The organism is Mucilaginibacter conchicola, from assembly GCF_003432115.1.
Classification (GTDB): Bacteria; Bacteroidota; Bacteroidia; order Sphingobacteriales; family Sphingobacteriaceae; genus Mucilaginibacter; species Mucilaginibacter conchicola.
Genome location: NZ_QWDC01000001.1, coordinates 1,769,092 through 1,792,787, shown reverse-complemented (window position 1 = coordinate 1,792,787; position 23,696 = coordinate 1,769,092). Strand labels below are relative to the sequence as shown.

General features: G+C 45.0%; 20 protein-coding genes. 14 read left to right on the top strand and 6 right to left on the bottom strand.

Going from position 1 to position 23,696, the window contains the following annotated elements; all coding sequences use genetic code 11:
* Positions 1-22 precede the first annotated feature (22 nt).
* The 5 genes from D0C36_RS08025 to D0C36_RS08005 all read right to left on the bottom strand — a co-directional run bounded on the left by D0C36_RS08025 (position 23) and on the right by D0C36_RS08005 (position 5,510).
* Complete coding sequence (locus tag D0C36_RS08025) at positions 23-1,213, bottom strand: fibrobacter succinogenes major paralogous domain-containing protein (RefSeq protein WP_117391021.1); 1,191 nt, start codon at positions 1,211-1,213, stop codon at positions 23-25.
* Between the two features lie 130 nt (positions 1,214-1,343).
* The gene (locus D0C36_RS08020; protein WP_117391020.1) at positions 1,344-2,738 is read right to left on the bottom strand and encodes a di-heme oxidoreductase family protein; all 1,395 of its coding nucleotides are present in this window, start codon (positions 2,736-2,738) and stop codon (positions 1,344-1,346) included.
* A gap of 34 nt (positions 2,739-2,772) precedes the next feature.
* On the bottom strand, positions 2,773-3,834 hold the full coding sequence (locus D0C36_RS08015; RefSeq protein ID WP_117391019.1) for an imelysin family protein: 1,062 nt from the start codon (positions 3,832-3,834) through the stop codon (positions 2,773-2,775).
* Positions 3,835-3,844: 10 nt separating this feature from the next.
* Positions 3,845-4,267, bottom strand: coding sequence for a QcrA and Rieske domain-containing protein (locus D0C36_RS08010; protein WP_117391018.1), 423 nt, complete (start codon positions 4,265-4,267; stop codon positions 3,845-3,847).
* Between the two features lie 4 nt (positions 4,268-4,271).
* Positions 4,272-5,510 (bottom strand): hypothetical protein, encoded by a 1,239-nt coding sequence (locus D0C36_RS08005; RefSeq protein ID WP_117391017.1) that lies wholly within the window; start codon positions 5,508-5,510, stop codon positions 4,272-4,274.
* 114 nt (positions 5,511-5,624) lie between these two features.
* Between D0C36_RS08005 and D0C36_RS08000 the strand changes: the two genes are divergently transcribed.
* Positions 5,625-6,230: a DUF1684 domain-containing protein gene (locus D0C36_RS08000; protein ID WP_117391016.1), complete on the top strand. Its 606-nt coding sequence runs from the start codon at positions 5,625-5,627 to the stop codon at positions 6,228-6,230.
* A 52-nt stretch (positions 6,231-6,282) separates the two neighbouring features.
* A complete protein-coding gene (locus D0C36_RS07995) occupies positions 6,283-7,053 on the top strand; it encodes a DoxX family protein (RefSeq protein WP_117391015.1) in 771 nt (256 codons plus the stop codon).
* Here the strand turns inward: D0C36_RS07995 and D0C36_RS07990 are convergent.
* Positions 7,050-8,018 carry a ligand-gated ion channel gene (locus D0C36_RS07990; RefSeq protein ID WP_117391014.1) on the bottom strand — a complete coding sequence of 323 codons (969 nt, stop codon included), beginning with the start codon at positions 8,016-8,018 and terminating at the stop codon, positions 7,050-7,052. The two genes, D0C36_RS07995 and D0C36_RS07990, sit on opposite strands and share 4 nt — an antisense overlap.
* Before the next feature lie 258 nt (positions 8,019-8,276).
* Here D0C36_RS07990 and D0C36_RS07985 point away from each other — a divergent pair, with 258 nt between their 5' ends.
* The 12 genes from D0C36_RS07985 to D0C36_RS07930 all read left to right on the top strand — a co-directional run bounded on the left by D0C36_RS07985 (position 8,277) and on the right by D0C36_RS07930 (position 23,672).
* A complete protein-coding gene (locus D0C36_RS07985; RefSeq protein ID WP_117391013.1) occupies positions 8,277-8,552 on the top strand; it encodes a helix-turn-helix domain-containing protein in 276 nt (91 codons plus the stop codon).
* Between the two features lie 385 nt (positions 8,553-8,937).
* Positions 8,938-9,210 (top strand): hypothetical protein, encoded by a 273-nt coding sequence (locus D0C36_RS07980; RefSeq protein ID WP_158557091.1) that lies wholly within the window; start codon positions 8,938-8,940, stop codon positions 9,208-9,210.
* 44 nt (positions 9,211-9,254) lie between these two features.
* Positions 9,255-10,289 carry a LacI family DNA-binding transcriptional regulator gene (locus D0C36_RS07975; RefSeq protein WP_117391011.1) on the top strand — a complete coding sequence of 345 codons (1,035 nt, stop codon included), beginning with the start codon at positions 9,255-9,257 and terminating at the stop codon, positions 10,287-10,289.
* Between the two features lie 268 nt (positions 10,290-10,557).
* Complete coding sequence (locus tag D0C36_RS07970; protein WP_233524447.1) at positions 10,558-13,569, top strand: SusC/RagA family TonB-linked outer membrane protein; 3,012 nt, start codon at positions 10,558-10,560, stop codon at positions 13,567-13,569.
* A 30-nt stretch (positions 13,570-13,599) separates the two neighbouring features.
* Positions 13,600-15,117, top strand: coding sequence for a RagB/SusD family nutrient uptake outer membrane protein (locus D0C36_RS07965; RefSeq protein ID WP_117391009.1), 1,518 nt, complete (start codon positions 13,600-13,602; stop codon positions 15,115-15,117).
* A 39-nt stretch (positions 15,118-15,156) separates the two neighbouring features.
* Positions 15,157-16,017 (top strand): PKD domain-containing protein, encoded by an 861-nt coding sequence (locus tag D0C36_RS07960; protein ID WP_117391008.1) that lies wholly within the window; start codon positions 15,157-15,159, stop codon positions 16,015-16,017.
* Positions 16,018-16,067: 50 nt separating this feature from the next.
* Complete coding sequence (locus D0C36_RS07955) at positions 16,068-17,192, top strand: acyltransferase family protein (RefSeq protein ID WP_117391007.1); 1,125 nt, start codon at positions 16,068-16,070, stop codon at positions 17,190-17,192.
* A gap of 12 nt (positions 17,193-17,204) precedes the next feature.
* Positions 17,205-18,752: a DUF4832 domain-containing protein gene (locus D0C36_RS07950; RefSeq protein WP_117391006.1), complete on the top strand. Its 1,548-nt coding sequence runs from the start codon at positions 17,205-17,207 to the stop codon at positions 18,750-18,752.
* Positions 18,753-18,762: 10 nt separating this feature from the next.
* Positions 18,763-20,364 carry a glycoside hydrolase family 31 protein gene (locus tag D0C36_RS07945; RefSeq protein ID WP_117391005.1) on the top strand — a complete coding sequence of 534 codons (1,602 nt, stop codon included), beginning with the start codon at positions 18,763-18,765 and terminating at the stop codon, positions 20,362-20,364.
* 232 nt (positions 20,365-20,596) lie between these two features.
* The gene (locus tag D0C36_RS07940) at positions 20,597-21,718 is read left to right on the top strand and encodes a phosphotransferase enzyme family protein (RefSeq protein WP_117391004.1); all 1,122 of its coding nucleotides are present in this window, start codon (positions 20,597-20,599) and stop codon (positions 21,716-21,718) included.
* Positions 21,718-22,371 carry a carbohydrate-binding family 9-like protein gene (locus D0C36_RS07935; RefSeq protein ID WP_117391003.1) on the top strand — a complete coding sequence of 218 codons (654 nt, stop codon included), beginning with the start codon at positions 21,718-21,720 and terminating at the stop codon, positions 22,369-22,371. Before D0C36_RS07940 ends, D0C36_RS07935 begins: the two co-directional genes overlap by 1 nt.
* A gap of 11 nt (positions 22,372-22,382) precedes the next feature.
* On the top strand, positions 22,383-23,672 hold the full coding sequence (locus tag D0C36_RS07930; RefSeq protein WP_117391002.1) for a sugar MFS transporter: 1,290 nt from the start codon (positions 22,383-22,385) through the stop codon (positions 23,670-23,672).
* Positions 23,673-23,696: the final 24 nt, after the last annotated feature.

Here is a 23,696-nt window from a genome sequence, read left to right as displayed (position 1 = left end):
TGAATAAGGTCGCTCTTCTTGTTTAGTCTTTAATACACCTTACCGAAAGGCCATATCGTATATAACCTGTCTGGAACTCGAAATATCCTTTAACGTAAAGGTCTACATAAACGGAGTTTGTAGCATCTTTTGAGGTTGCCGTCCACCAGTATGCGTCAAAGCCTTTACTGTCAAATACCCCCGTGCTGCTAAATACAAGCCCGCCGCCGCCAAGGCCGGTAAAGCCTGTGGTATTTGAGCCTCTTAAACCATCTACCCAGTGCGTGGTACCGGTTTCTTTCAGTTTTTCGCCGTCTTCACGTGTGCCGCCAATGTAATTGTAAAGGGCTTGCCACTCGGCCTGTGTAGGTATGTGCCAGCCTTTAGGGGCCAGTTTTTTGGCATCTGTTACAGCAAACCAGTTGTAAAGCAAGCCGTATGTTTTTGCATTTGTGGTACTGTTGTCATAGCTGCAATAAGCACCGTCATTAGTAAGGCGCCATGCTCCGCTGTCTTCAATTTTTGGAATGGCAGATCCGTCTCTGTAATGGGTTACTTTCAGGTTCTCCATCATCCAGGTTTGGTTACCTATTTTTATAGTTTTATAAACGTTGCCGTCAACATCTACCATGGTGCCGGGGGCGGCAGGAGGGGCCTCAACAGTAAGCGTGGCTTCTATAGCACCGGCAGCATAATTACCACTTGCAGCTTGTTCTGCTTTTATAGTTGTTATGCCGGCCTTTTTAATGGTTACCTTATCGCCTTTAATGGTTGCAATGGTGGGGTCGGCTATGGTGTAGGTAAATGCACCTTTGCTGATACTTTTAGGGGCAGTTAAGGTAAAATCTGCATCGGTTGTTAATTTATTGATAGCAGGAAAATTGCTTAAAGTTGTTTTAACCGCACTTACCTTAAAATCGCCGGAAATAGCCATTTGCGTAAACTGGTCTGATGCCTTTTGAGTAGCCGTAATAGTAGTTATGCCGGCACCCTTTATTTTGATAATAGAACCAAATACTATAGCCACATTGCTGTTGCTACTGGTATATGTGAATGGCTCGGGGCTGTTTGATGTTGGTGGCGTTATCTCAAAATCGGCATCGCCATAAGTTTTGGCCGGGAAGGTAAAGTCAGACAGCGCGGTTTGATGCTGTTTGTATTCGATAGTTTTTTGGCAGGCAGAGAATGCTACCATAACAGCCAGCAAAAATGCGGCTTTTGCAATATGTTTCATTAAGGGTAATTGTAAAATCAATATTATCAGTGTTTTAGGGCGGTGCAAAGATAATGTACAAAACTGGTTATCAAACAAAACAGCCCGAGGCAATGCTCCGGGCTGTTTCTACGTAAAACTTTTAGGAAAGTTATAATGATTCAACAAATGAGATAAGCGCATCCCGCTGTTTCTGAGACATGTTGTTCACTTTGTTCTTTGCCGATAAAGCCTCGCCGCCATGCCACATTATGGCTTCCATTAAGTTACGGGCGCGCCCATCATGCAAAAAGTTGGTATGGCCGTTTACTTTTTGAGTAAGCCCTATGCCCCAAAGCGGAGCGGTGCGCCACTCGGTGCCGCCGGCTAAAAAATCGGGGCGGTTATCTGCCAGGCCGGTACCCATGTCATGCAGCAAAAGGTCAGTGTAAGGGTGTATAAGCTGATTGCTCACCTGTGGCAGCGTTACATCAACACCGGTGCGCATATCTGCCTTATGGCATTTGATACATCCGGCCGAAGTGAACAAAGCCTTACCCTCAACCACCTTACTATCTGTTACGTTGCGACGTACAGGTACGGCAAGCGTGCGCACATAAAAATGCGTGCTGTATAAAAGACTATCGCTTAACTCATAGCCTTTGCTGTTAGGGGCGCTATCAAACTGGGTTTGTCCCTCGCTGCTCTCTTTAGGGAACAGGAAGGTGGTGATACCAATGTCGCCGTTGTATGCTGCTGCAACCTGTTGTAATAAGTTAGGCTGATTGGCCTTCCAACCAAAACGGCCCAATACTTTCTTCTGGCTGTACACATCCCAAACAATGTTGGCCTTGCCGCTAATGCCGTCGCCGTCTTTATCATCAGGGTCGGCATTGGTAAGGATGGTATTTTCATCTATCGCTTCTAACAAACCTAACCCAAAAACAGGGGCTGCTACACGTGGTGATAGCAAAACATTGCCCGGCATGGTCATGTACAGGCTGTTAAACGTATAAGTTGGTGCCCTTAGGCTGTAGCTTGTACCATCAGCAAACTTATAGCCGGTTTCGGTATAGGTGATGGTTACATCGCCCTCGCGCTGTTTACCGAATAACGCACGGGTTTGCAGTTGATCGCCATAACCCGGAACCGGCACTGGGTTGCCATGTTCACCCTCGCCGGGGATACTGAGCCTGAACAGCATATTTGCTGCCGACTCGCCCAGTCCGGGTACTTTACCACGCCCGTCAGACACGTGACATGATCCGCAGGAAACATTATTGAATATAGGCCCCAAACCCGGATTCAATGGCGCCGGTGCCGACACAAACGTAGCATTGAACTGTGCATCGCCAATTTCGTGGATGCGCTCAAGGTTTGCAGGTAAAGATGAAAAAGCATGAGAAAAAGCACCACTGCCCTGGTCAAAAGCCGTTTGGCTGCCGCCGCTTAGCCATTCACTGTCGGGGTTATCAACAGGGGTAAGGCTATCAACCTTGCGGCAGGCAAATTGCAGCAGCATTACTACAACAAAAATAGAAAGTACAGCGAGCGTTGTTTTTCTCATGTCTAAAAATCGGTCTCCCTCTTCGCAGGGATAATTATTTGGTGTATTGCTGTAGGTAAGGTTTCAGTTTACCATCAATAGTTTCGGCAAGATCGTTAACCTTGGTCATAGCGTTTTGCACTTTTGATTGCTCGGTAAGTATAGCTTCGCCAAAAGGTTTATCAATAGCCTGCAGTGCAGCAATGGCAGCAGCATGTTTGCTTTTTATCTCCGTATCTAATGATAGGTTGTTGGCACGAACAATATCCTCAATGCCTTTACCATCAGTAGCAAAACGGCCCTGGTAAATAGCCAAAATACCTTGTATGTTATTGGTAAAATCAATAGTTGAGTTTTTAGCAAAAGGGCTTTCTTCTTTGCCCGGGTCTTGTGCATCAAAAGGTTCTTTCATTTTGCCGTTAGCTACCTCGTCACAAATGCCGGCCATGCCATCAGCAATTTGTACAAATGCTAAAGTTTGGGTGCTAAACTCGGTTGAGCCGCTGCCTGCGGTAGCTAACTGTTTGTTGTAGCCATTTGTCCAGGTATCTCTTACATCTTTTGTAAGCGCAGTTAGGTTTTGAGTAAGCGCCACTAAAAATTGTTTCTCGCGCGTGGTGAACTGCGCTGCAGTTTTATTGCCGTTTTGTCCCCACAATAAAAACTCAATAGGGTGGAAACCTTTAGCCGCATCATCAAGCTTGTTAATAAAAGCATCGTTCAGTTCGTCGGTGCCGGTAAGGGCATTATTAAAAGCATTAAAGTCAATAGGCCAGGTATCAATACGTGGGTCGATGTTGTCAGCTTCAACCGGGCCAAATAGCCAGGCTTCAGATTGCTCCCAGGTAACACGTACTGCTTTCCAGTTAGCGCGTGCTGTGGCAAGGTTGGCATCGGTGGTAGTGGTGTTTAAAGTTTGTACCGAGGCTAATAAAGTTTGTGTTTTAGCATACATATCTTCGTATGATGCAGTACAAACGTTGTTAGAAATGTTTGCCAGCACTTCGGCTTGCAGTGTGTTATTGGTTGGGTTATTATCGTTGTTGTTTTTTGAACATGAGAATGCAGCCAGCATTAATGGCAAGGCAAGCGCAATCGTTTTTTTTGATGTTTTCATATATGTGGGTTTATGTTAAATGAATAATTATCTGATCATTAACTACCTCTGTAGAGTAAGTTTTTAACGGGCGCAGGGCGGGCTCTTTTACCACGTTGCCATCCAGGTCAAACACGCTGCCGTGCGCACTGCAAAATATTTTATTGGCGGCAGCCGTAAGGCCAACCCCCTCGTGTGTGCAGCGCATATAAAGGGCTTTGTAGCTTTGCTCTTTTTTTATCAGCAGTACATCGTACTCTAATTGTTTATTGCGCACTACCAGCATATTACCTGTGGTAAAGCTGCTCAAAGGCACTTCAACCTGGCCGGGTTTTGAGCCGGTGGCTTTTACCATGGGTAGTGGGGTTGAACACGATTCGAGAAATGACATGCCCGAAGCTGTTAATAAACATGCCGCACATCCCGATTTGATAAAGCTTCTGCGTGTACTCATCTGCTTAAAAATTATAGGCTACGCCCAGGTTAACAAAGCCGTTGTTTTTGAAATATGGTATCTGCTGAGGGAAAGGCGTTACAATAAGCGCCTGGTTAAACTCGCCCGTTATGCGGCGAACATAATCGGCCTTTATGGCTATGCCACGGATGGGTTTATAGGTAAAACCGCCTACTATATACTGCTTCTCGTTTGCATTATTCTGCAACCCATTTGAGGGCACTTTTGCACTCAGGTTGATATACTCATACCGGCCAAAGATCACAAATGCCTTTTCGCCTTTATGGGTAGGGTAAAGCAGGTCATAAGCTAACTCGCCGTAACCGCCATACATTTGCTCGGGGGTGTTATTGGCAAAAGCACGGTTAATGGCCGATGCATTTTTGATGTTGATGATGGTACCCAGGGCGCGTACTGCAAAGCCCGATTTGTTATACTGTACGTTCATCTCGCCCAAGCTAACGGGGTTACCAAATGGGCCCGAGTTAAGTTGAAGGCTATCTGCAACGCGTTGTTCTTTTGCTGTAGAGCCACCAATATAGCCTGATGCCTGGATCCTGAAATCGCCTACATAGTAAAGCAGGGCGCCGGTTACGCCAAGGTTCATGCCGTTGCTGGCCTGGCCTAATTGCCTGCCGCCGGTAATACCGCCATCGCTGCTAAAGCCTTCAGAGTTTAATCCGTTGGTTACCGCTAAACTGTAGTTAAGGCCGGGTATTTGGGTGAACTGCCCGTAAAGGCCAACACCAACCTCGCGCCAGGTTGAAGGAATTAATTGCTCTTCCAAAAAAGGACGATCAACGCCGTTGAAGGTGGTAGGCAGGTGGTTTTCGTTGATGATACCAATACGCGGTACAATTAAACCCGCTACCAGGTATGTGTTAGGATTTAGGTTGAATTTTAAAAATGCCTGCTCGAGCGATACGCCGCCTTTACCGGCAACACCCTCGCCAGATTGTGATACCAATGCATCTTCAACCTCTAACTCGGTAAATAATGAAATTTTGTTGTTGAATTTATGGCCAAGGAACAAAACCACACGCTTAAGACTGGCTTCGGCACTTTTGCGTTTGGTGTCAATTCCGTATTTGGCCTCGCCGTAACCGGAGATAACAGTGGCTTGCTGCTTGTTAATTAACCCGGCCGATAATGAGTCTTCCTGGGTGAGTACCTGCGCGGATACTTTACTTACATAAAACGCTGAAAATAAAAATATAACGAGCGTAAATTTTTTTAACTGCATAAGGAAAATTTGCCGGCAAATATATCTTTATTTAGATTAAGTATGGATAAAAATTAAAAAGTTCTTAGAAAATTATTAGAAACTTATTAAAACGACAATCAGTACTTTTGGCCTATGAGATACCTTCTTTTGCTTCTTTGCCTTGCCGGTTTAAACACTTCGGCACAAACATATACCGAACGGATAGCCGCGCACCGCGACCGTTATAAAGCCGATTTTTTGAGCGATGCACATTCTCCCTTAAAAAAAGAAGATCTTCCCAACCTGCACTTTTTTAATGCCGACAGTACCTACAGGGTAGTGGCTGATGTGGAGATAACACCGGGCGAGGCTAATTTCCAGATGCCTACCTTCAGCGGTACTACCCAAACCTATATGCGTTTTGCAAAAGTGAAGTTTACGCTGCAAGGAAAGCCTTATCAGCTGAATATTTACCGCAGTATTGCCTTGATGCAGTCGCCGGCTTTGGCTAATTATTTGTTCTTACCTTTTACAGATGATACCAATTCTGAAACCACTTATACCGGCGGCCGGTACATTGACCTGCAGACAACAGACATCAGAAACGGTAAAGTGGAGATAGATTTTAACAAGGCCTACAACCCATATTGCGCTTACAGCGATGGTTACCAATGCCCAATGCCCCCAAGAGAAAACTATTTGCCGATAAAAGTGAATGCAGGCGAGACCCTTTATACCGGCGAAAAGAAGCATCGCTAAGTATTGGCTATGAATTGGTTATTTGTATATTGCTTAACCAATTTAACTTATCATGAAAGATGCTGCAAAGCCATGGCGGCTGTTATTTGCTTTATCCATTATCGGGATAGCTTTACAACAATTGATCCTGTCTGTTTATATGCCCGTGATATTACCCTGGCCCGATTCGCTGGTAATGTCTGTACCGGCGGTGTGGACCGGTAGTATATTCCTGCTGGTGCTTGCAGGACTAATGTTGACAGACAAATTATCACACAATGCGGCTATAGACCTTGGAGCAGTGTTCCTGGCGCTTTGTGTGCTTTCACACTTGCCTTTCCAGCTAAAGTTAACACCATTCTTTTTTGGCAACATGACCAATGTATTTAAACTGATCGCCTTAAGCGGCTGCTCGCTTATTGTGGCATCGGCTGTGGTGCCTCGCGGTGAGCCGCATTGGATGGCTAAGCTGATCTCTGCAGGGCCGTATCTTCTGGCACTTACCATGATGGTTTTCGGGGTGATGCATTTTATGTATGCAGATTTTGTAAAAAACCTTATCCCCTTGGTATTCGGCAAAACGGTTTTATGGGTTTATCTTACAGGCGTGGCTTTGTTTGCAGCGGGGCTGGCGATAGCCATCAATGTTAAGCGCCGGCTGGCTGCGCGCTTATTAGGTATTATGGTATTGATATGGGCCGTATTTCTGCACTTGCCACGTGCCTTCGCCGATCCGCGTAGCGGTTATGGTAACGAAATAGTAAGCGTTTTTGAAGCCTTTGCCTTTAGTGCAGGTGCGTTTACACTTGCCGTTGTAAGCAAGGTTAAGAAAGCAGTTGCCTAACCGCGTGTAGCCTGAAATATAAACCAGGCATTTAACAATATGTATAAAACAGGTATAACTTTAGCGCAGGTAAGATCAAACTTTTTGGCTTTCTGGAAATCATCGCGCTTTACCAGTATAAGCGAGTACGATGTACAAACAATGGTTAAAAGGATAAACATCAGCGTAATGCCGTGAAGCATATCCACCAGCGTAAAGGTGCTCGATTCTGGCAGCGAAGCATCTACAATATACTTATTACCCACCACAGCAAACAGGGCACCTACACCCAGACCAAAGCGCGAGTCGATACTATCTGAGTGGATAAAGAAACACATAAAGGCGATAAGGAAGGCTACGTACATCCCAAGGAACATTTTCCAGAACAGGCCCATCGCATCGCGGCTGATAGTTAAAATCACTTTAAAGTTGCTGTATTCGGTATGTGGTTTGGCAGCGCTTGCATCGCCAAAGGCGGTTTCATACTTTTTTACGCCGGTTGATATATCAATGCTATCGATGTTCCATCCCCGCAGGGTAAACCTTGGGTCGAAGTGCTGGCCTATTGTATCGGCCTTAAATACCAGTGATTTGGTTTCAAACTGCGAATTTTCGATAGAAAAACGCAGCTTTTGCTTATCAAACGGGAAATTATTGGTAGCCCATGAATCTTTCATGGTGGCCTGTAGTTTCATGAGTAGATAAACACGGTTATCGCTCGAGTCGACAGTAGAGAAAGAGGTAGAAACCGTTTTGGCCTGCGGTACTTCAAGGTTATGCAAAAAGTCGAAATCCTTGTTCTTGTACTTTAGCCAAAGCCACATGTTTACGTTGTACTCTTTATCTTTAAAATTGATATCGTGGATACTGGTAATATAAACCCCTGTTGAAACGGTATCGGGCTTTTTTGTTTGTGCGTTTGCCGCCAAACCAAGGCATAAGCAAAGGAAGCTTAGGATGCTGAAACGTGTGATAACCTGTGACATAATGCTATAAACGCAAAAACGACAAATTGTTGGCATCAACTATTAATATTTATTCCAAAACGCTCTGTTTTTTAATGAGTTAAAACTTTTTAGTTTGGCGATAGTTGTTAGTTTATCGTAGGCATAAACAATTTAACATTCTCAGCCCGATACCGAATATCCTCCCCCCTGATTTTTATCATTCTTAAATGATTTAAAAAAGAATAAATCCGTCATGATTTTATTCTCGTTAGTTATTTAAATACCAATGCCAAACAAATGAAAAACAGCATAAAAAACAGGGTAAATGAGATTGTAACAAACATAAGGCTTGCCCGCGAACGCCGCAACTACACCCAGGATTACCTGGCTATGCGGATGAACGTTTCGCAAAACGCCTACTCAAAAATTGAGCTGGGTTACTCAAAGCTTACCCTGGCCAGGTTAATGGAGATCTGCAATATACTGGAGATCCCAATTGCTGAAATGGTTGAGCCTTGCCAAAAGCAAATAAGCTATAGGTTAGTTTACAATCCTGCTTTGCAAGCCATTTAATTGTACATTATCTATTCTATTATATAAAACGGCCCCGCTTTTTGTGGGGCCGTTTGTGTTTTGTGTGGTTGGCCGTTGGCTAAAGCCGACGGCAATGAACTGTCAAAGTCTATTAATTGCTGTCCCATTCATGGGACGGAAGAAAAGGAAAGGTTAATTGGCTTTAGCCAAAACATTTTAGGAGCTACCCATCAAAAGTAAACAGGTTTTTAAGCCCGTGTATCTGTTAAATGTGCCCGCCAATTACCGCCTTAACAAATTTAAATACTAATTTAGCTAAGTGCATTGCTGTATTTAACTAAGGTTATCTTTAGAGAGCTTGAATTAATTGTCGCAAATAATGAGATTAAAGAGATACAACATTTATTTCATACTTATCATATTTTTGGGTTATATCGGATATAAGACGGTAGTCGGTAGTCTTTCAGATAAAGCGATTGACACGAAATCGACTACAATAAAAGCAGTTGTGATTGATGAGAAAAACTTTTTGGGTAATAGCCCGGTATCACATACTTTTTCATATTCTTATAAATTTACACTAAACAGTGAAGTGTTTAAAGGTGACACAAAAGATCCCGAACTTAAAGTTGGCGATTCGGTATTAGTAGAATATGCTGAATCAAATCCGAAATACAACAGGCTTTACAATAAGTAATGTTTAAATACTAATTTAGCTATTTCAGTTACTGACCCTGATTAATGTCGAAAAACAAATTACCTACCATTAAGGAGATAGCCAAGCGGTTAAACGTATCTGCATCTACCGTATCGCGGGCGTTGCATGATCATCCAAGTATTGGTTTGGTAACTACCATGCGGGTGCGCAAGGTAGCCGAAGAACTGGGTTACGAGGCCAACAAAATGGCCATCTACTTTAAAGAGCGTAAAACCTATACCATAGGCGTTATCATTCCCGACCTGGCCGAACCATTTTTCTCTGCCGCGCTTACCGGGGTTGAGGATGCTGCCGAAGCCAGCAACTATAACGTGATCATCGGGCAATCATTAGACAACTTTGAGCGCGAGAAAAAGATTGTAGAGAACATGAAAGACCACCGCGTTGACGGCGTGCTGGTATCGCTTACCAAAGACACCTCTACATACGAACATTTTGATAGCCTTAAGAAATACAATATTCCCGTAGTTTTCTTTGACCGTGTACCCAGCCGTAAGGATATTAACTACGTAGCCTGTAACCTGGTGGCAGGCATGCTGCAGGCGGTTACCAAACTTGTAGGGATGGGGCATACCCGTATAGGGCTCATCAATGGACCGGCTAAACTGGCTGCCACGCTACAGAGGCTGGAGATCTACTTTAGATGTTTGAAAGAGAATAACCTGCCGATGGATCAGGATATCATTGTTTCTACTACGCTCACCAAGGCCGATAACCTGAAGGCCATAAACAAACTCATTTCACTTCCTGAACCACCTACCGCGGTTATCGTATTTAACGATTACGTTCTGCTGGATTGTATAGCGGCTGTAAAAGCTGCCGGTTTAGAAGTTAACAAAGATATCAGCTTCATCAGTTTTGCCAACCTGCCCATCTGGGAATATATGGACAGCGTGCCGCTGGCGTCTATTGAGCAGTTTGCCTACAAGCAATCATCAATGGCAGCTGAGTTCCTGTTCAGGCTCATCAATAACGCAACATCTGCTAACCCAATAGAGATGCCCCTGCTGCAACATATCATCGATTCTGAGATGGTAGAGTACTCCCGTTCCAAATAAATTATCCCTCAAGAGCTTTTTACGCAAATTTTTAAACGCCGCAAATGCGTAACGGGCTAATAATAATCTGTTTATAAATGCAGTTTACGCAAATTACGCAAACGGTTGCGTTGCGATTGCGCAAACGGTTGCGTAATCTATGCAAACGGTTGCGTAACTGTCAGGCCAAAGTCATGGCCTTTTGTTAACAGTAATTTTACTTCACTTTTACAAATAAGCAATCAATCGTACTAAAACTCTACTAAACTATTTAACTAATCGTCACAATATGATCAGAAAACTTCTACTCATCTGTTGTTGCGTTCTGTTGGTCTCTTTGCAAGGTTTTGCTCAAACTGCAAAGGTTACGGGGCGCGTATTATCCGCCAAGGATAATCTTCCATTACCAGGTGTAAGTGTCTCGGTAAAAGGATCTTCAAACGGCGCCATGACCAACGTAAACGGCGACTTTACAGTAAATGTGCCCGCAGGCAAATCAACATTAGTTGTAAGCTTTGTGGGCTTTGTTGCAAAACAGGTTGAGGTAACTGCCGGCCAAACCGGCGTGCAGGTATCACTTGCCGAAGATATACAGCAACTTAACGATGTTGTTGTTGTAGGTTACAGCAGCAAAAAACAAAGCGAGCTAACCAGTGCCGTTACCGTAGTAAACGCCAACAAACTTAAAGACGTTACCGCAAACAATGTGGGTACCATGCTGCAAGGTAAGGTAGCCGGTTTACAGGTAGTGAACAGCAGTGGTGTGCCGGGCGCTAACCCCGAGATAAGGCTGCGTGGTGTATCATCAGTAAACGCTAACCAAAGCCCGCTTTTTGTGGTAGATGGTATCATCGGTGGTAATTACGACCCTAACGATGTGGAAAGCGTAACTGTTTTGAAAGATGCGGCATCAACTGCATTATACGGTTCGCAGGCTAACGCGGGTGTTATCATCGTTACTACCAAAAAAGCTAAACAAGGCCAAACCAAATTTGAGGCGAAAGTTGCAAGTGGTTTCCGCACGGCAGATTTTGGTAAACTAAACGTAATGAACAGCAATGAGCTGTATGATTACCAAAAAGAATTTTACCGTGACTATATTGTAGGCGCAACCGATAATACCTACAAAATTGACTTAGCTAAGTTCTACTCAGAGCGCCCGCTATCATTACGTAACCAGGATTACAACTGGCCAAAGCAATCGTTCAAAGCTGCACCGATGTTCAACTTCTACCTATCAGCAAGTGGTAAAACTGAGAAGAACGATTACTATGTGGGTGCATCTTACTACAACGAGAAAGGTACTTTCTTAAATACCAACTATCAGCGCATTAACTTACGCGCAAACTCAACTTACCATTTTTCTAAAAAGTTGGATATCACCAACAATATCAACTTAAGCGGTAACATGGGTAAGAGTTATGATTATATGGATGTGTATTACTCTTTCCTGAATATGCCGTGGGATAACCCTTATGACGCCAATGGAAACGCTATTTATGTTGATGGTAATTCAACTTTTAAATGGTGGTCAAGAGATAAGATCAACCCAATTAACACTATCCAAAACTCTGACCATAGCTACAAAGGGTTCGACCTTAACTATGACCTCGGTATCAATTATCGCATTACCGATTGGTTAACTTTTGCCAGTACCAACAGGGTAGCCGCAGGCTTTAACAAAGGCACCAACTACGTATCGCCAACTGCAGCAGGTACCTATCACGGTACAGGTTACCTGGATGAATTGAATACCCTTAACTACGGTATCGTATCCAACCAGTTATTAAAATTCAACTTTAAACTTGGCGACCATGACATCAGCGGTTTTGCAGGTGCCGCGTTTGAAGGCAGCAACAACGAATACTCAGGTGCATCGGGTAAAGGTTTGCCGGAAGGGTTGCGCGTGCTTAACGTAGTATCAAATAACCAACTGGTAAATGGTGCTTTCAATAAAGCTTATCTGCAATCATTACTATCGCAGGTTAACTACAATTACAAAGAAAAATATTTCTTGTCGGCATCCGTACGCTATGATGGTTCATCGGCATTTGCGCCAACCAAGCAATACGGTACCTTCCCATCGGTATCAGGAGCATGGTTAGTAAGCAACGAGGATTTCCTTGCGGGCAACAGTGTGCTTAACAACCTTAAATTAAGGGCCAGCTATGGTGTTACCGGTACGCAGGATATAGGCGCATCACGCTACTTAGGTTTGTTCTCGCTAACTACTCAATACAATGGCCTGGTAGGTGCAGTACCTTACCAATTGGCCAGCCCAACCCTTACCTGGGAGAGCAAACACCAGGTTAACGTTGGTGCCGATATAGGTTTATTCAATAACCGTTTAACTCTTGCTATCGATGTGTATCGCAACGATACCAAAAACCTGTTGCTGCAGGTATCACAGCCGCTGTCAGTGGGTTTCGAGACCAAGTGGGAAAATGCGGGTAACGTGATCAATAAAGGTATCGAGTTTGGTATCAGCTCGGCCAACATTCGTAACAAGGATTTTGAGTGGAACACAGATTTCAACATCAACTTTAACAACAATAAAATTTACGGCCTGCCGGCAGATATTGTTAAAACCGGTTCATGGAGCATCTCGCAGATCTACCGCAACGGTGGTAACCTGTACGAGTTCTACATGCCAAAATGGTTAGGTGTTGATGCACAAACAGGCGCGCCGGTTTGGGAAAAGATTATTTACGATAACAATGGTAAAGCTGTAGCCCGCGAAAAAACATCAGACTACGCACAAGCTACAACGCAAGAGGTAGGTTCGGCGCTGCCTAAGTTCCAGGGTGGTTTTAACAACAGCTTCCGTTATAAAAACTTCAACTTAAGGGTGAGCACTTACTTTAACTACGGTAATAAAGTGTTTAGCAATAACCTAAGGTTTATGATGAACGATGGGCACGAACCATATTACAATCAGATCAAACTTCCTGATGGTGCTAAAGTATGGAGTGGCCCGGGCGATACGCAAGCAACAGAGCCAAGCCCGCAAAACTCTGCTAATTCAACCGAAACATCAACCCGTTACTTAAAAGATGGCAGCTACTTCACCATCCGTAACATCGCTTTCTCGTACAACCTGCCAAAACAATGGGCAAGAAGCATCAGTATGGATGGCATAAGCGTGGGTGTAACTGCTGATAACGTGGCAACGTTCTCCAACTTCCTGGGTCAGGATCCGCAGACAACTATCCAACCGGGTAGCTTTGCCACTCCAGGCGTGTCAGATTTTAAGTATCCAAACAATCGCCAGTATTTGTTAACAGTTAACTTTAATTTTTAAGCAGGTTGCATCCTGATAAGATATAATATTATGAAAAATAAATTTTTCGCCCTGCTAACACTCGCTATGGTTGCTGCAAGCAGCTGTAAAAACTTAAACGTTAACCCCAGCGACGCCATTAGCACAGGTACCATCACTACCACTACTGATGGTTTAACCAATGCCCTTAACGGTGCCTACGCATTGTTAAAAGACCATATTGAATTTAACGGTACCGTTGATAACAATAACATGTACCTGCGCCAGTTTTATCACCTCAGCGATTTTGCCAGCGATGATATTGTATGCGGTCAGGTAACTACCGACCCATTGTATTACAGCTTTAGCCTTGGCCACTCGCCATCGCAAAGCAATACCAGGTATTACTGGTATGTATCATACAAGATTATTACCGGTGTAAATACGGTGATAGATGCTATCGAAAAATCGGGAAAAACAGATGCTACCACCAACCAGTTATTGGGCGAGTGTTATTTTCTGCGCGCATTTTGCCACTTTAACCTGGTAAGGTTATTTGGTAAACCATACAGCGTTGATCCTAATTCTCCGGGCATCATCCTGCGTACCAACCTAACCGACGAAGCGCAAAAAGCCCGCTCAACCGTAAAAGAGGTTTATGATGCGGTTATTGCCGACAGTGAAAAAGCTGCCACCCTGATGACCCAAAGCCGCGGTGTACAATATGCGTCGCAAGAGGCAGCATGGTCATTACTGGCTCGTGTAAATATTTACAAAGAAGATAACGCAAAAGCAATTGAGTGGGCTAATAAAGTGATCGGCTCAGGCAAGTTCACACTGGCTACGAAAGCTAATTACCCAAGCTTGTTTGCTAATGCAAAAACTGCTTCTGAAACTATTTTCTGTGTGGCATTTACCCAGGCAGATGATTACGGTAAATTTGGTTCAATCGCATCAATGATCTACTCAGACGGTAACTCGGGCTGGGGCGAGGAGTATGCCTCATCATCATTGCGCGACCTGATGGGTGCCCACCCTGAGGATGTACGCTGGTCATACATCGTACCATCAAAAGACGGATCGGGTACGGTGCAGAAAAAGAACGGTATCGAGATGTACTACATTAGCAAATTTTCGTTCCAGGATGGTTTGCCTAACTTAAGCTCACCTATTATGTTCCGCCTGGCAGAGATGTACTTGATCCGTGCCGAGGCCGAAGCTAAAACCAATGCAACTGCTGCTGCGCTTGATGATGTGGATATGATCCGCAAAAACCGTGGTTTGGAAGGTTCATTGTACAACAAAGTAGTGCCTGCGGGTAAAACAGCTTTAGATGTGGTATTGGATGAGAAACGCATTGAGATGGCCTTTGAAGGTCACCGCACTTACGATGTGTTCCGCAACAAACGCACTTTAGATAAAACTTACTGGGGTTACCATATCACGGGTTTAAAAGAAACAGATATCGATCTGCCTAAGAAGCCTACAGGTTACGCTAATTTAACGGTGCCTTACACCAACCCACGCACAATTTATTACATCCCTATTGATGAGATATTGAGCAACAAAAAGGCAACCCAAAACCCATAATCAATAAGTATATCATCAAGTAATATAAACTGTACTGATATGAAAAAAATTAAAGCAACCGCCCTGTTCTGCACTACGCTGCTGGGCATCAGCATAAGTTCTTGTAAGAAGGACTACGTACCCCAAACCGACCTGGCTTATGACGTGGTGGTAGATGGCGCTACGGCAAGTTTTAAAGTAACAACCAAAGGTGTAACCGGCTATAAATGGGATTTTGGCGATGGTACCACATCAACCGATGCAGCGCCTACGCATACCTACCCTGGTAAAGGCAAATACGTGCCAACACTGGTAGCATCCGTTAACGGCAAAACCACCGAATCATCTACGGTTTTACGTATAGCCAAAACATCACCGGTTAAGATCAACGATAATTCACTGGCCGATTGGGATGCAGTTACTAAAGATGTACTGCCTTTAGGATCTAAAAAAGGCATCTTCAGAGCCGTAAAAATGGATTACGATGGTAACTATATTTATGTGTACGGAGAGATAGCTGCCAAAAAATCTGACGGTACCATCTTCGATTTCTACATCGATTCTGATAACAACCCCGGCACCGGTTTGGCAACAGGCACATTCACCGATGGTGGTTATGATATATTGCTTGAAGGTCAATTATTTGTTGCCGGTGTAGATATTTTCTACCACAATGGCGCAACCCAGCAGGCATTCTCTTTCGCGCAGCAATCAATTGCTGATGCCTACACTGTAGGTACAGTAAAAGAAGAAGGTGGCATACTGAAATTTGAGATGCGTATAGCACGCGGCAAGCTAAAAGGCCTTACCGGCAGCGGCGCGCGCTTTGGTATCCAGGTTACAAAAAGCGACTGGTCTGTTGGCCTGGGCAGCGCACCTGATGATGGTGGCCCAAGCTATTTCTTAGACATGAGCGAATAATATTTGATTTGAATTACACCCCCTGATTAATAATATACATCCGGCGCTTTATGGTAAAGAACAGCACTGCAGATCAACTGGCCACGGGCCGCCTTGTATCGCTTGATGTGATGCGCGGCATCATCATGATACTGCTTTGCGGCGAAAGCTGCGCAGTTTATGAGTCCATCAGGCACTTGTACAACCCCGAGCCGGAAGGCGGGTTGATCATGCAGTTTTTTCACCATCCATGGCACGGGCTGCGTTTCTGGGATTTAGTGCAGCCTGCGTTTATGTTCATGGCCGGCGCCGCGATGTATATTTCATTTAGCCGCAAACTGGCAAAAGGCAGCGGCTGGGGCGATAACTTCAAACATATCCTTATCCGCAGTTTAAAACTGTTTATCTGCGGTGTGGCACTGCACTGTGTGTATGCCGGCAAGCCGGTTTGGGAGTTGTGGAACGTGCTTACACAATTATCGTTCACTACCATAGTGGCTTATCTCATCATCAATCGTTCTTACACTTTCCAGATCGCATTTGGTGTGGGTTTGCTGGTCCTTACCGAGATCCTTTACCGCACCATACTGGTACCGGGTTTCGATCAGCCTTTTGTTGAAGGCCACAACTTTGGCTCATACACCGATACCCTGCTAATGGGCAAAATAAACAGCGACGGATGGGTAACCATCAACTGCATCCCAACGGCTGCGCACACCATTTGGGGTGTACTGGCAGGTAAACTGCTTATCTCAAACAAAACATCGGCACAAAAAATAAGCACGCTGGTAATTGTCGGGGTAATCGCTTTGGTAATTGGCTTTGGCTTGGATCTGAGCGGTGTAACACCAATCATCAAACGCATCAGCACAAGCTCGTTCGCCTTTGCATCGGTAGGGTGGGTGTTGCTGATACTGGCCGCAGTTTACTGGCTGATAGATGTAAAGCAAAACACCCGCTACGCCTGGATAGCTACAGTCGTGGGTATGAATGCCATATTTATTTACCTGTTTTTTGAAACGGTTGGTGTGCAATGGGTTAACCATGCGGTAAGCATTTTTAGCGGGCAAATGCTCAATATGTTCTTAGGCGTGCCTGCGCAGATAGCCGCAGTGGTATCGGCCCTGGCAACGTTGGTACTGGAGTGGGGATTGTGTTACTGGCTGTACAAACGGGGCATCTTTTTTAAACTTTAAACCCTTAAAACAATGATAAAAATATTAACGGGATACTGCCTGGGCCTTATGCTGGCCTTTACGCTGCTGTCTTCATCGTGTAAAGATAAAGAAGCTAACCTGGTAAAGGTAGAAAAGGTAAACGTTACCTATACCGAAAGTGCCGAAGATTTCCCTAACCCCGAACGCGGTTTTTACCGTTACTCAGAGGTACACTCAAGTAACTACGAAGTACTTTCTGCCAGTGAACTGAAAGGCTACCGCTCATTACAGGCTATCCAAAGTGCTAATTACAGCGTGTTAAGCACTCTGGTGTTCCGTTATTATATTTTGGATGATGTAGTTAACCAGCCTATAAAAAGCACTTTCCTGGATAACCTGAAAAAAGATTTTGCCGCTGCCCGCGAAGCTGGTGTTAAACTTATCCCTCGCTTTGTTTATACAGCGACAGCTAAACCGGGTAATTGTCCCGAAGGATTTATTTGTCCGCTTTATGGCGATGCGCCAAAGAACATCATCCTTGACCACATTGCGCAGCTTAAACCTGTATTGCATGATAATGCCGATGTAATTGCCTGTGTACAATTAGGTTTCATAGGTGTTTGGGGCGAACAGTATTACAGCGATTTCTTTGGCGATGCATCACAAAATGCTTCACAGGGTAAACTGCTTGATGCCAACTGGCGCGACAGGATAGAGGTGATTAAAGCCATGCTTGATGCCGTACCTGCCGACCGTATGGTACAGTTACGTTACCCGCAATTGAAGCAACGCTACATCTACGGTGTAAACGCGCTGATCACATCCGCTGCTTTAACAGAAGGACAGGCATTTAACGAGAGCGACATTGCCCGCCTGGGTTACCATAACGATTGTTTCCTGGCAAGCTCTAATGATTTTGGCACCTATGAGGATTACGGTAACAGCTCAACTCCGCGCGCCTCTGATGGCTCGGTGCTGAATACCCTGAAAGATTACTTTAAGGCCGATAGCAAATTTGTGGTTGTTGGCGGCGAAACCTGTTCTGACGGCTACAGCCCAACCAATGATTGCGAACCGGGGGGCCAGGCACAGGCTGAGTTTTCATCACTGCACTACAGCTTTATTAACGCCCATTACAATACTGATGTAAATAACGATTGGCAGGATGGCGGTTGTATGGATAACATTAAACGCAACCTGGGTTACCGTTTTGTGCTGCAAAGCGCATCTCTGCCTGATAATGTGGTACGCAACTCGGCCATGACCATTACCCTTAACATCAATAATAAGGGCTATGCCTCACCATATAACAAACGTACAGTGAAACTGGTGCTGCGCAACAAGGCAACCAAAGAAGTAAGATCTATTGACCTAACTACAGATATCCGTAAATGGTACAGCGGCCTTAACCAGATCACCGAATCGGTGAACATACCGGCCGACCTGCCTGCAGGAGATTACGAAATGCTGCTGAACCTGCCCGATGCTTATGCAAGCATTGCTACCAAGCCCGAGTTCAGCATCCGTTTAGCTAACAACGATGTTTGGGAAGCTACAACCGGCTACAATAATTTAAATCATACCATAAAAGTAAACTGATCTGCCATAAATGAATAAGGCCTTCAAAATAGCATTACTGTTCGTTTTAAGCTTTGTAACATCAAACCTCAGCGCGCAAACCATTGCCATTAAACCCGGCGAAAAATGGTTTGGCGGCGCAGTGAATGATGCTCACCTGATGCCCTTTGCCGATGGCTACAGCCTTAACCTTTATGGCGATACCCGCGGGAACCAGGCAGCGCCTTTACTGGTATCAACCAAAGGCCGTTTTATCTGGAGCGAAGAGCCGTTCAAGTTCTCGGTTAGTGCAGGTAAACTTACCGTCAGCGAAACACATGCAGCGCTGGTGATCGATTCATCGGCTAAAGATCTGCAAAGCGCATTTAAACTGGCGGCTAAACGGTACTTTCCCTCAAAAGGAAAGCTGCCCGATACTTTGCTGTTTGCCAAACCGCAGTACAATACCTGGATAGAGCTGGTTTATAACCAAAACCAAAAAGATATCATCAGTTACGCAAAAGCAATAATCGATAACGGTTTCCCCCCAGGTGTGCTGATGATAGATGATAACTGGGCCGATTACTACGGCAGGTTCGATTTCCGTGCCGATAGGTTCACCAATGCTACGGCAATGATCGACAGCCTGCATACCATGGGCTTTAAGGTGATGCTTTGGGTGAGTCCGTTTGTATCGCCTGATACCGAGGTTTACCGCGAATTGCTGGCCAAACGCCTGTTGTTATTTGATAACGGCGGCAATGCAAACCTGGCCTGGGACAAAGCTGATAAACCTGCCATTATCTCATGGTGGAATGGTTACAGCTCAGTGCTGGATTTTACCAACCCGCAGGCCAAAGAATGGTTTACCGGCAGGCTGAATTATATGGTGAAAACCTATCACCTGGATGGTTTTAAACTTGATGCCGGCGATGCTGATTTTTATCCGGCAAGCGGCTTATCATACAAAAAAGCAACACCTAACGAGCACAGCCGTTTGTGGGGAGAGATAGGCCTCAGCTTCCCGCTGAACGAGTACCGCGCCATGTGGAAAATGGGCGGCGAACCGTTAGTGGAGCGCCTGCGCGATAAGCAACATACCTGGGTTGATCTGCAGAAACTCATCCCGCACATTACCACTGCCGGTTTATTAGGCTACCAGTTTACCTGCCCGGATATGATAGGCGGCGGCGAGTTTGGTTCCTTCATCGGCGAAGATAAACTGGATGAACAACTGATAGTGCGCTCGGCGCAAAGTGCGGCTTTGATGCCGATGATGCAGTTCTCGGTAGCGCCATGGCGCGTATTATCCAAACAACATCTTGCAGCAGTTAAAAAGGCGGTGGCTTTAAGGGCTAAATACACACCATACATATTGCAACTTGCAAAGGCATCGGCACAAAGTGGTGAGCCTATTGTGCGCAGCATGGAATACCAGTTCCCCAACCAGGGACTGGCAGACGTAAAAGGCCAGTTTATGCTGGGCAGCAAATACCTGGTGGCGCCGGTTATTACCAAAGAAAACTGCAAGACCATCTACCTGCCAAAAGGCACCTGGCTAAGCGACGATGGTAAGAAAATAAAAGGCCCTAAAGTGCTTAAAACAGAAGTAGCAACCGACAGGCTGCCGGTGTTTGAGCTTATCAGGAATTAATGAAAAGAAATTTAAGCAACCGTTTGCGTGAAAATAGCACAACCGTTTGCGTAGCTAATGCAAACGGTTGTGTAAGCCGTGGCGCTGCCGGCACAAAGCCGGCGCATTTTAGCTAACAATAATTTAATATCACATTTACAATAAGGAGTTCAACTGAAAGCTACCGCGGTGTTTAAACCCGGCTATTTAATGTGTGATCAAGGTATAAGAGTAATAATATTAACAAGTATAAATGCAAAGTTCTAAAAACATAGCTGAGGTTGTATCGCACTTTAAATGTGCTGCGGATGCGGGTTCGTATAAAGCCTATGGTTCGGGGCATATCAATGATACTTTCCTGTTGAGGAATGTAGCAGCCGGTGGTCCCGATTATCTGCTACAGCGCATTAATCACAATATTTTCACCAACGTAGAGAAGCTTACCGAGAACATGCAGCGTGTAACCGAGCATTTAAAAGGCAAGGTACTCAGCCACGGTGGCGACCCGTTAACCGAAGTGATGACGCTTATCCCTACAGATAAGGGCACGTACTTTTACAATGACAGTAACGGTAATTACTGGCGCATGTTCTACTTTCTGGGTAACACCAAAAGTTATGACCTGGTTAAATTACCGAAGCAGGCTTACGAAGGCGGTAAAGCATTCGGAAGGTTTCAGGCTATGTTATCTGATATCCCGGCAGGGGAGATGTTTGAGGTGATCCCTGACTTTCACAACATCCAGCACCGCTTAAGGCAACTGAACGAGGCGATCGCTAAGGATGCAGCCGGTCGTGTTTCATCGGTACAAAACGAACTGGAAATAGTGAGAAAATATGCCGAATCGATGCAGTATTTTCAGCAATGCGACCAAGTGAAGAACCTGCCTAAGCGTGTTATCCATAACGATACCAAGTTTAACAATGTACTGCTGGATAAGAACGACGAAGCGCAGTGTGTGATAGACCTGGAGACCGTGATGGACGGCTATGTGGCTTATGATTTTGGCGATGCTATCCGTACCATTATCAATACCTCAACCGAGGATGAGGCTGACCTAAACAAGATCCAGCTGAACATGCCCCTGTTTGATGCCTACGTAAACGGCTACCTGCAGGAAGCATCAAAATTCCTAACGGATGCGGAAGTAAACTCGTTAATGAAAGGAGCGCTGTTGTTGCCGTACATGCAGGCGGTACGTTTCCTTACTGATCATATCAACGGCGATGTTTACTTTAAAACCAAGTTTGAGGGCCATAACCTGCAGCGTGCCCGCGCACAGTTCCAACTGCTAAAAATGCTGGACGAGAATGCCGAAGCGATGAACGCCACCATCCTTAACGAGATGGCCAGCTACAAAACTGCACAATACTAATGCTAACCGATAATACCATACCATACCTGAACGGGTTCGACGACCTGCACACCACAGAGGATATCTCGCGTGTGCTGGACGGCTACCAACGCCGCGAACTGGCCTTTGCACCATGGCACAATGGCGGCAACCGGCCTGTGGCGGCATTCAGCATTGCGTATGGCAATAATGATATCTATCTTAAATATTACGTTACCGAGGATGCAATAAAGGCCGAATACAGTAAATTTAACGATCCGGTTTTTGAGGATAGCTGTGTGGAGTTTTTTATTGCTTTTGATGGTGACCCCCAATATTACAACCTCGAGTTTAATTGTATGGGTACCAGCAGGGTGCAGTACGGCGGCGGCAAACACAACCGCATATTCGTACCCGCCAGCCTGCTAAAAACCATCAAACACCAAACCACGCTGAAAAGTACGGACAGCGGAAATATCCAATGGGAGCTAACCCTTAGCATCCCTAAAAAGATATTTACGTTCCATCCGCAATTATCTTTTGAAAAGAGCCGGGCAAAGGTTAACTTTTACAAGTGCGGCGACGGCTTGCCTCAGCCACACTTCTTATGCTGGAACAACATCATCAACGGCGAGCCGGAGTTCCATCTTACAGACTTTTTCAAAGAAGTAACATTTAGTCCACAGGTAATTTAAAAACTAAAAGCATGGCAGAACAAGCAGTACAATTTCCGTTAACAGAGCGCAAAAGCAAATTAAGCCCCATCTTCATCATCGGGATGTTGTTTTTCATTTTCGGGTTCATTACCTGGTTAAACTCGGTATTGATCCCATATTTAAAACTGGCTTGTGAGCTTAATAATGTGGAAGCTTACCTGGTAACCACTGCGTTCTACATATCATACTTCGTACTGGCTATTCCATCGGCCCGCATCTTAAATGCAACGGGTTTTAAAAAGGGCATGTCGGTTGGTTTGGCGGTTATGGCTGTTGGAGCCTTGATATTTATCCCTGCAGCGTTAACCCGTTTTTATGGATTGTTCCTGTTGGGATTATTCATCCAGGGATCCGGCTTAGCTTTATTACAAACCGCATCAAACCCGTATATCACTATTCTTGGTCCGCCCGAGAGTGCTGCTAAGCGTATCAGTATCATGGGTATCTGTAACAAGGTAGCCGGTGCATTAGCGCCCATCATCCTTGGTGCCATCGCCCTCAAAGATGCCGACGGACTGAAAGCCCGCATTGCCACCATGGCAGTCGAGGCAAAAAAACTTGAATTAGATGCTTTGGCATCAAGGGTTATCATACCGTATATAGTTATAATGGTTGTTCTGTTGATACTGGCAGTAATCATCTACAACTCCAGCCTACCAGAGATTGATACCGACCAGGAAGATGAGACTACTGCAGCAACCAATACCGGTAAAACCAGCGTGTTCCAGTTTCCGCATTTGCTGCTGGGCGTACTCACGCTGTTCCTGTATGTTGGCGTTGAAGTAATAGCCGGCGATACCATTATCAATTACGCCAATACGCAAGGCATCCCACTGGATACCGCAAAATTCTTTACCTCATGTACCCTGGCTTGTATGCTTATCGGTTACGGAGTTGGCATTGTATGTATCCCTAAATATCTCTCACAGGAAACGGCCATGAAGTCATCTGCTGGATTAGGTTTGATACTATCCGCACTCATCATCTTTACACACGGCTATGTTTCAGTATTGGGTGTTGCGCTGCTTGGTTTGGCTAACTCATTGGTTTGGCCGGCAATATGGCCTATGGCGCTGGCTGGTTTGGGACGCTTTACCAAAATAGGTTCGTCGCTCATGATCATGGGGATTGCCGGTGGTGCTATTGTGCCGCTGGGCTATGGTGCCCTTGCTGATGCTTTGAACCCTACACATGCTTACGTAATACTTATCCCTTCATACCTTATCATTTTATATTATGCTTTCGGTGGCCACAAAGTAGGCAGGCCAAAAGCAGTTTAACAATAAGAACAATTATAAAATCAA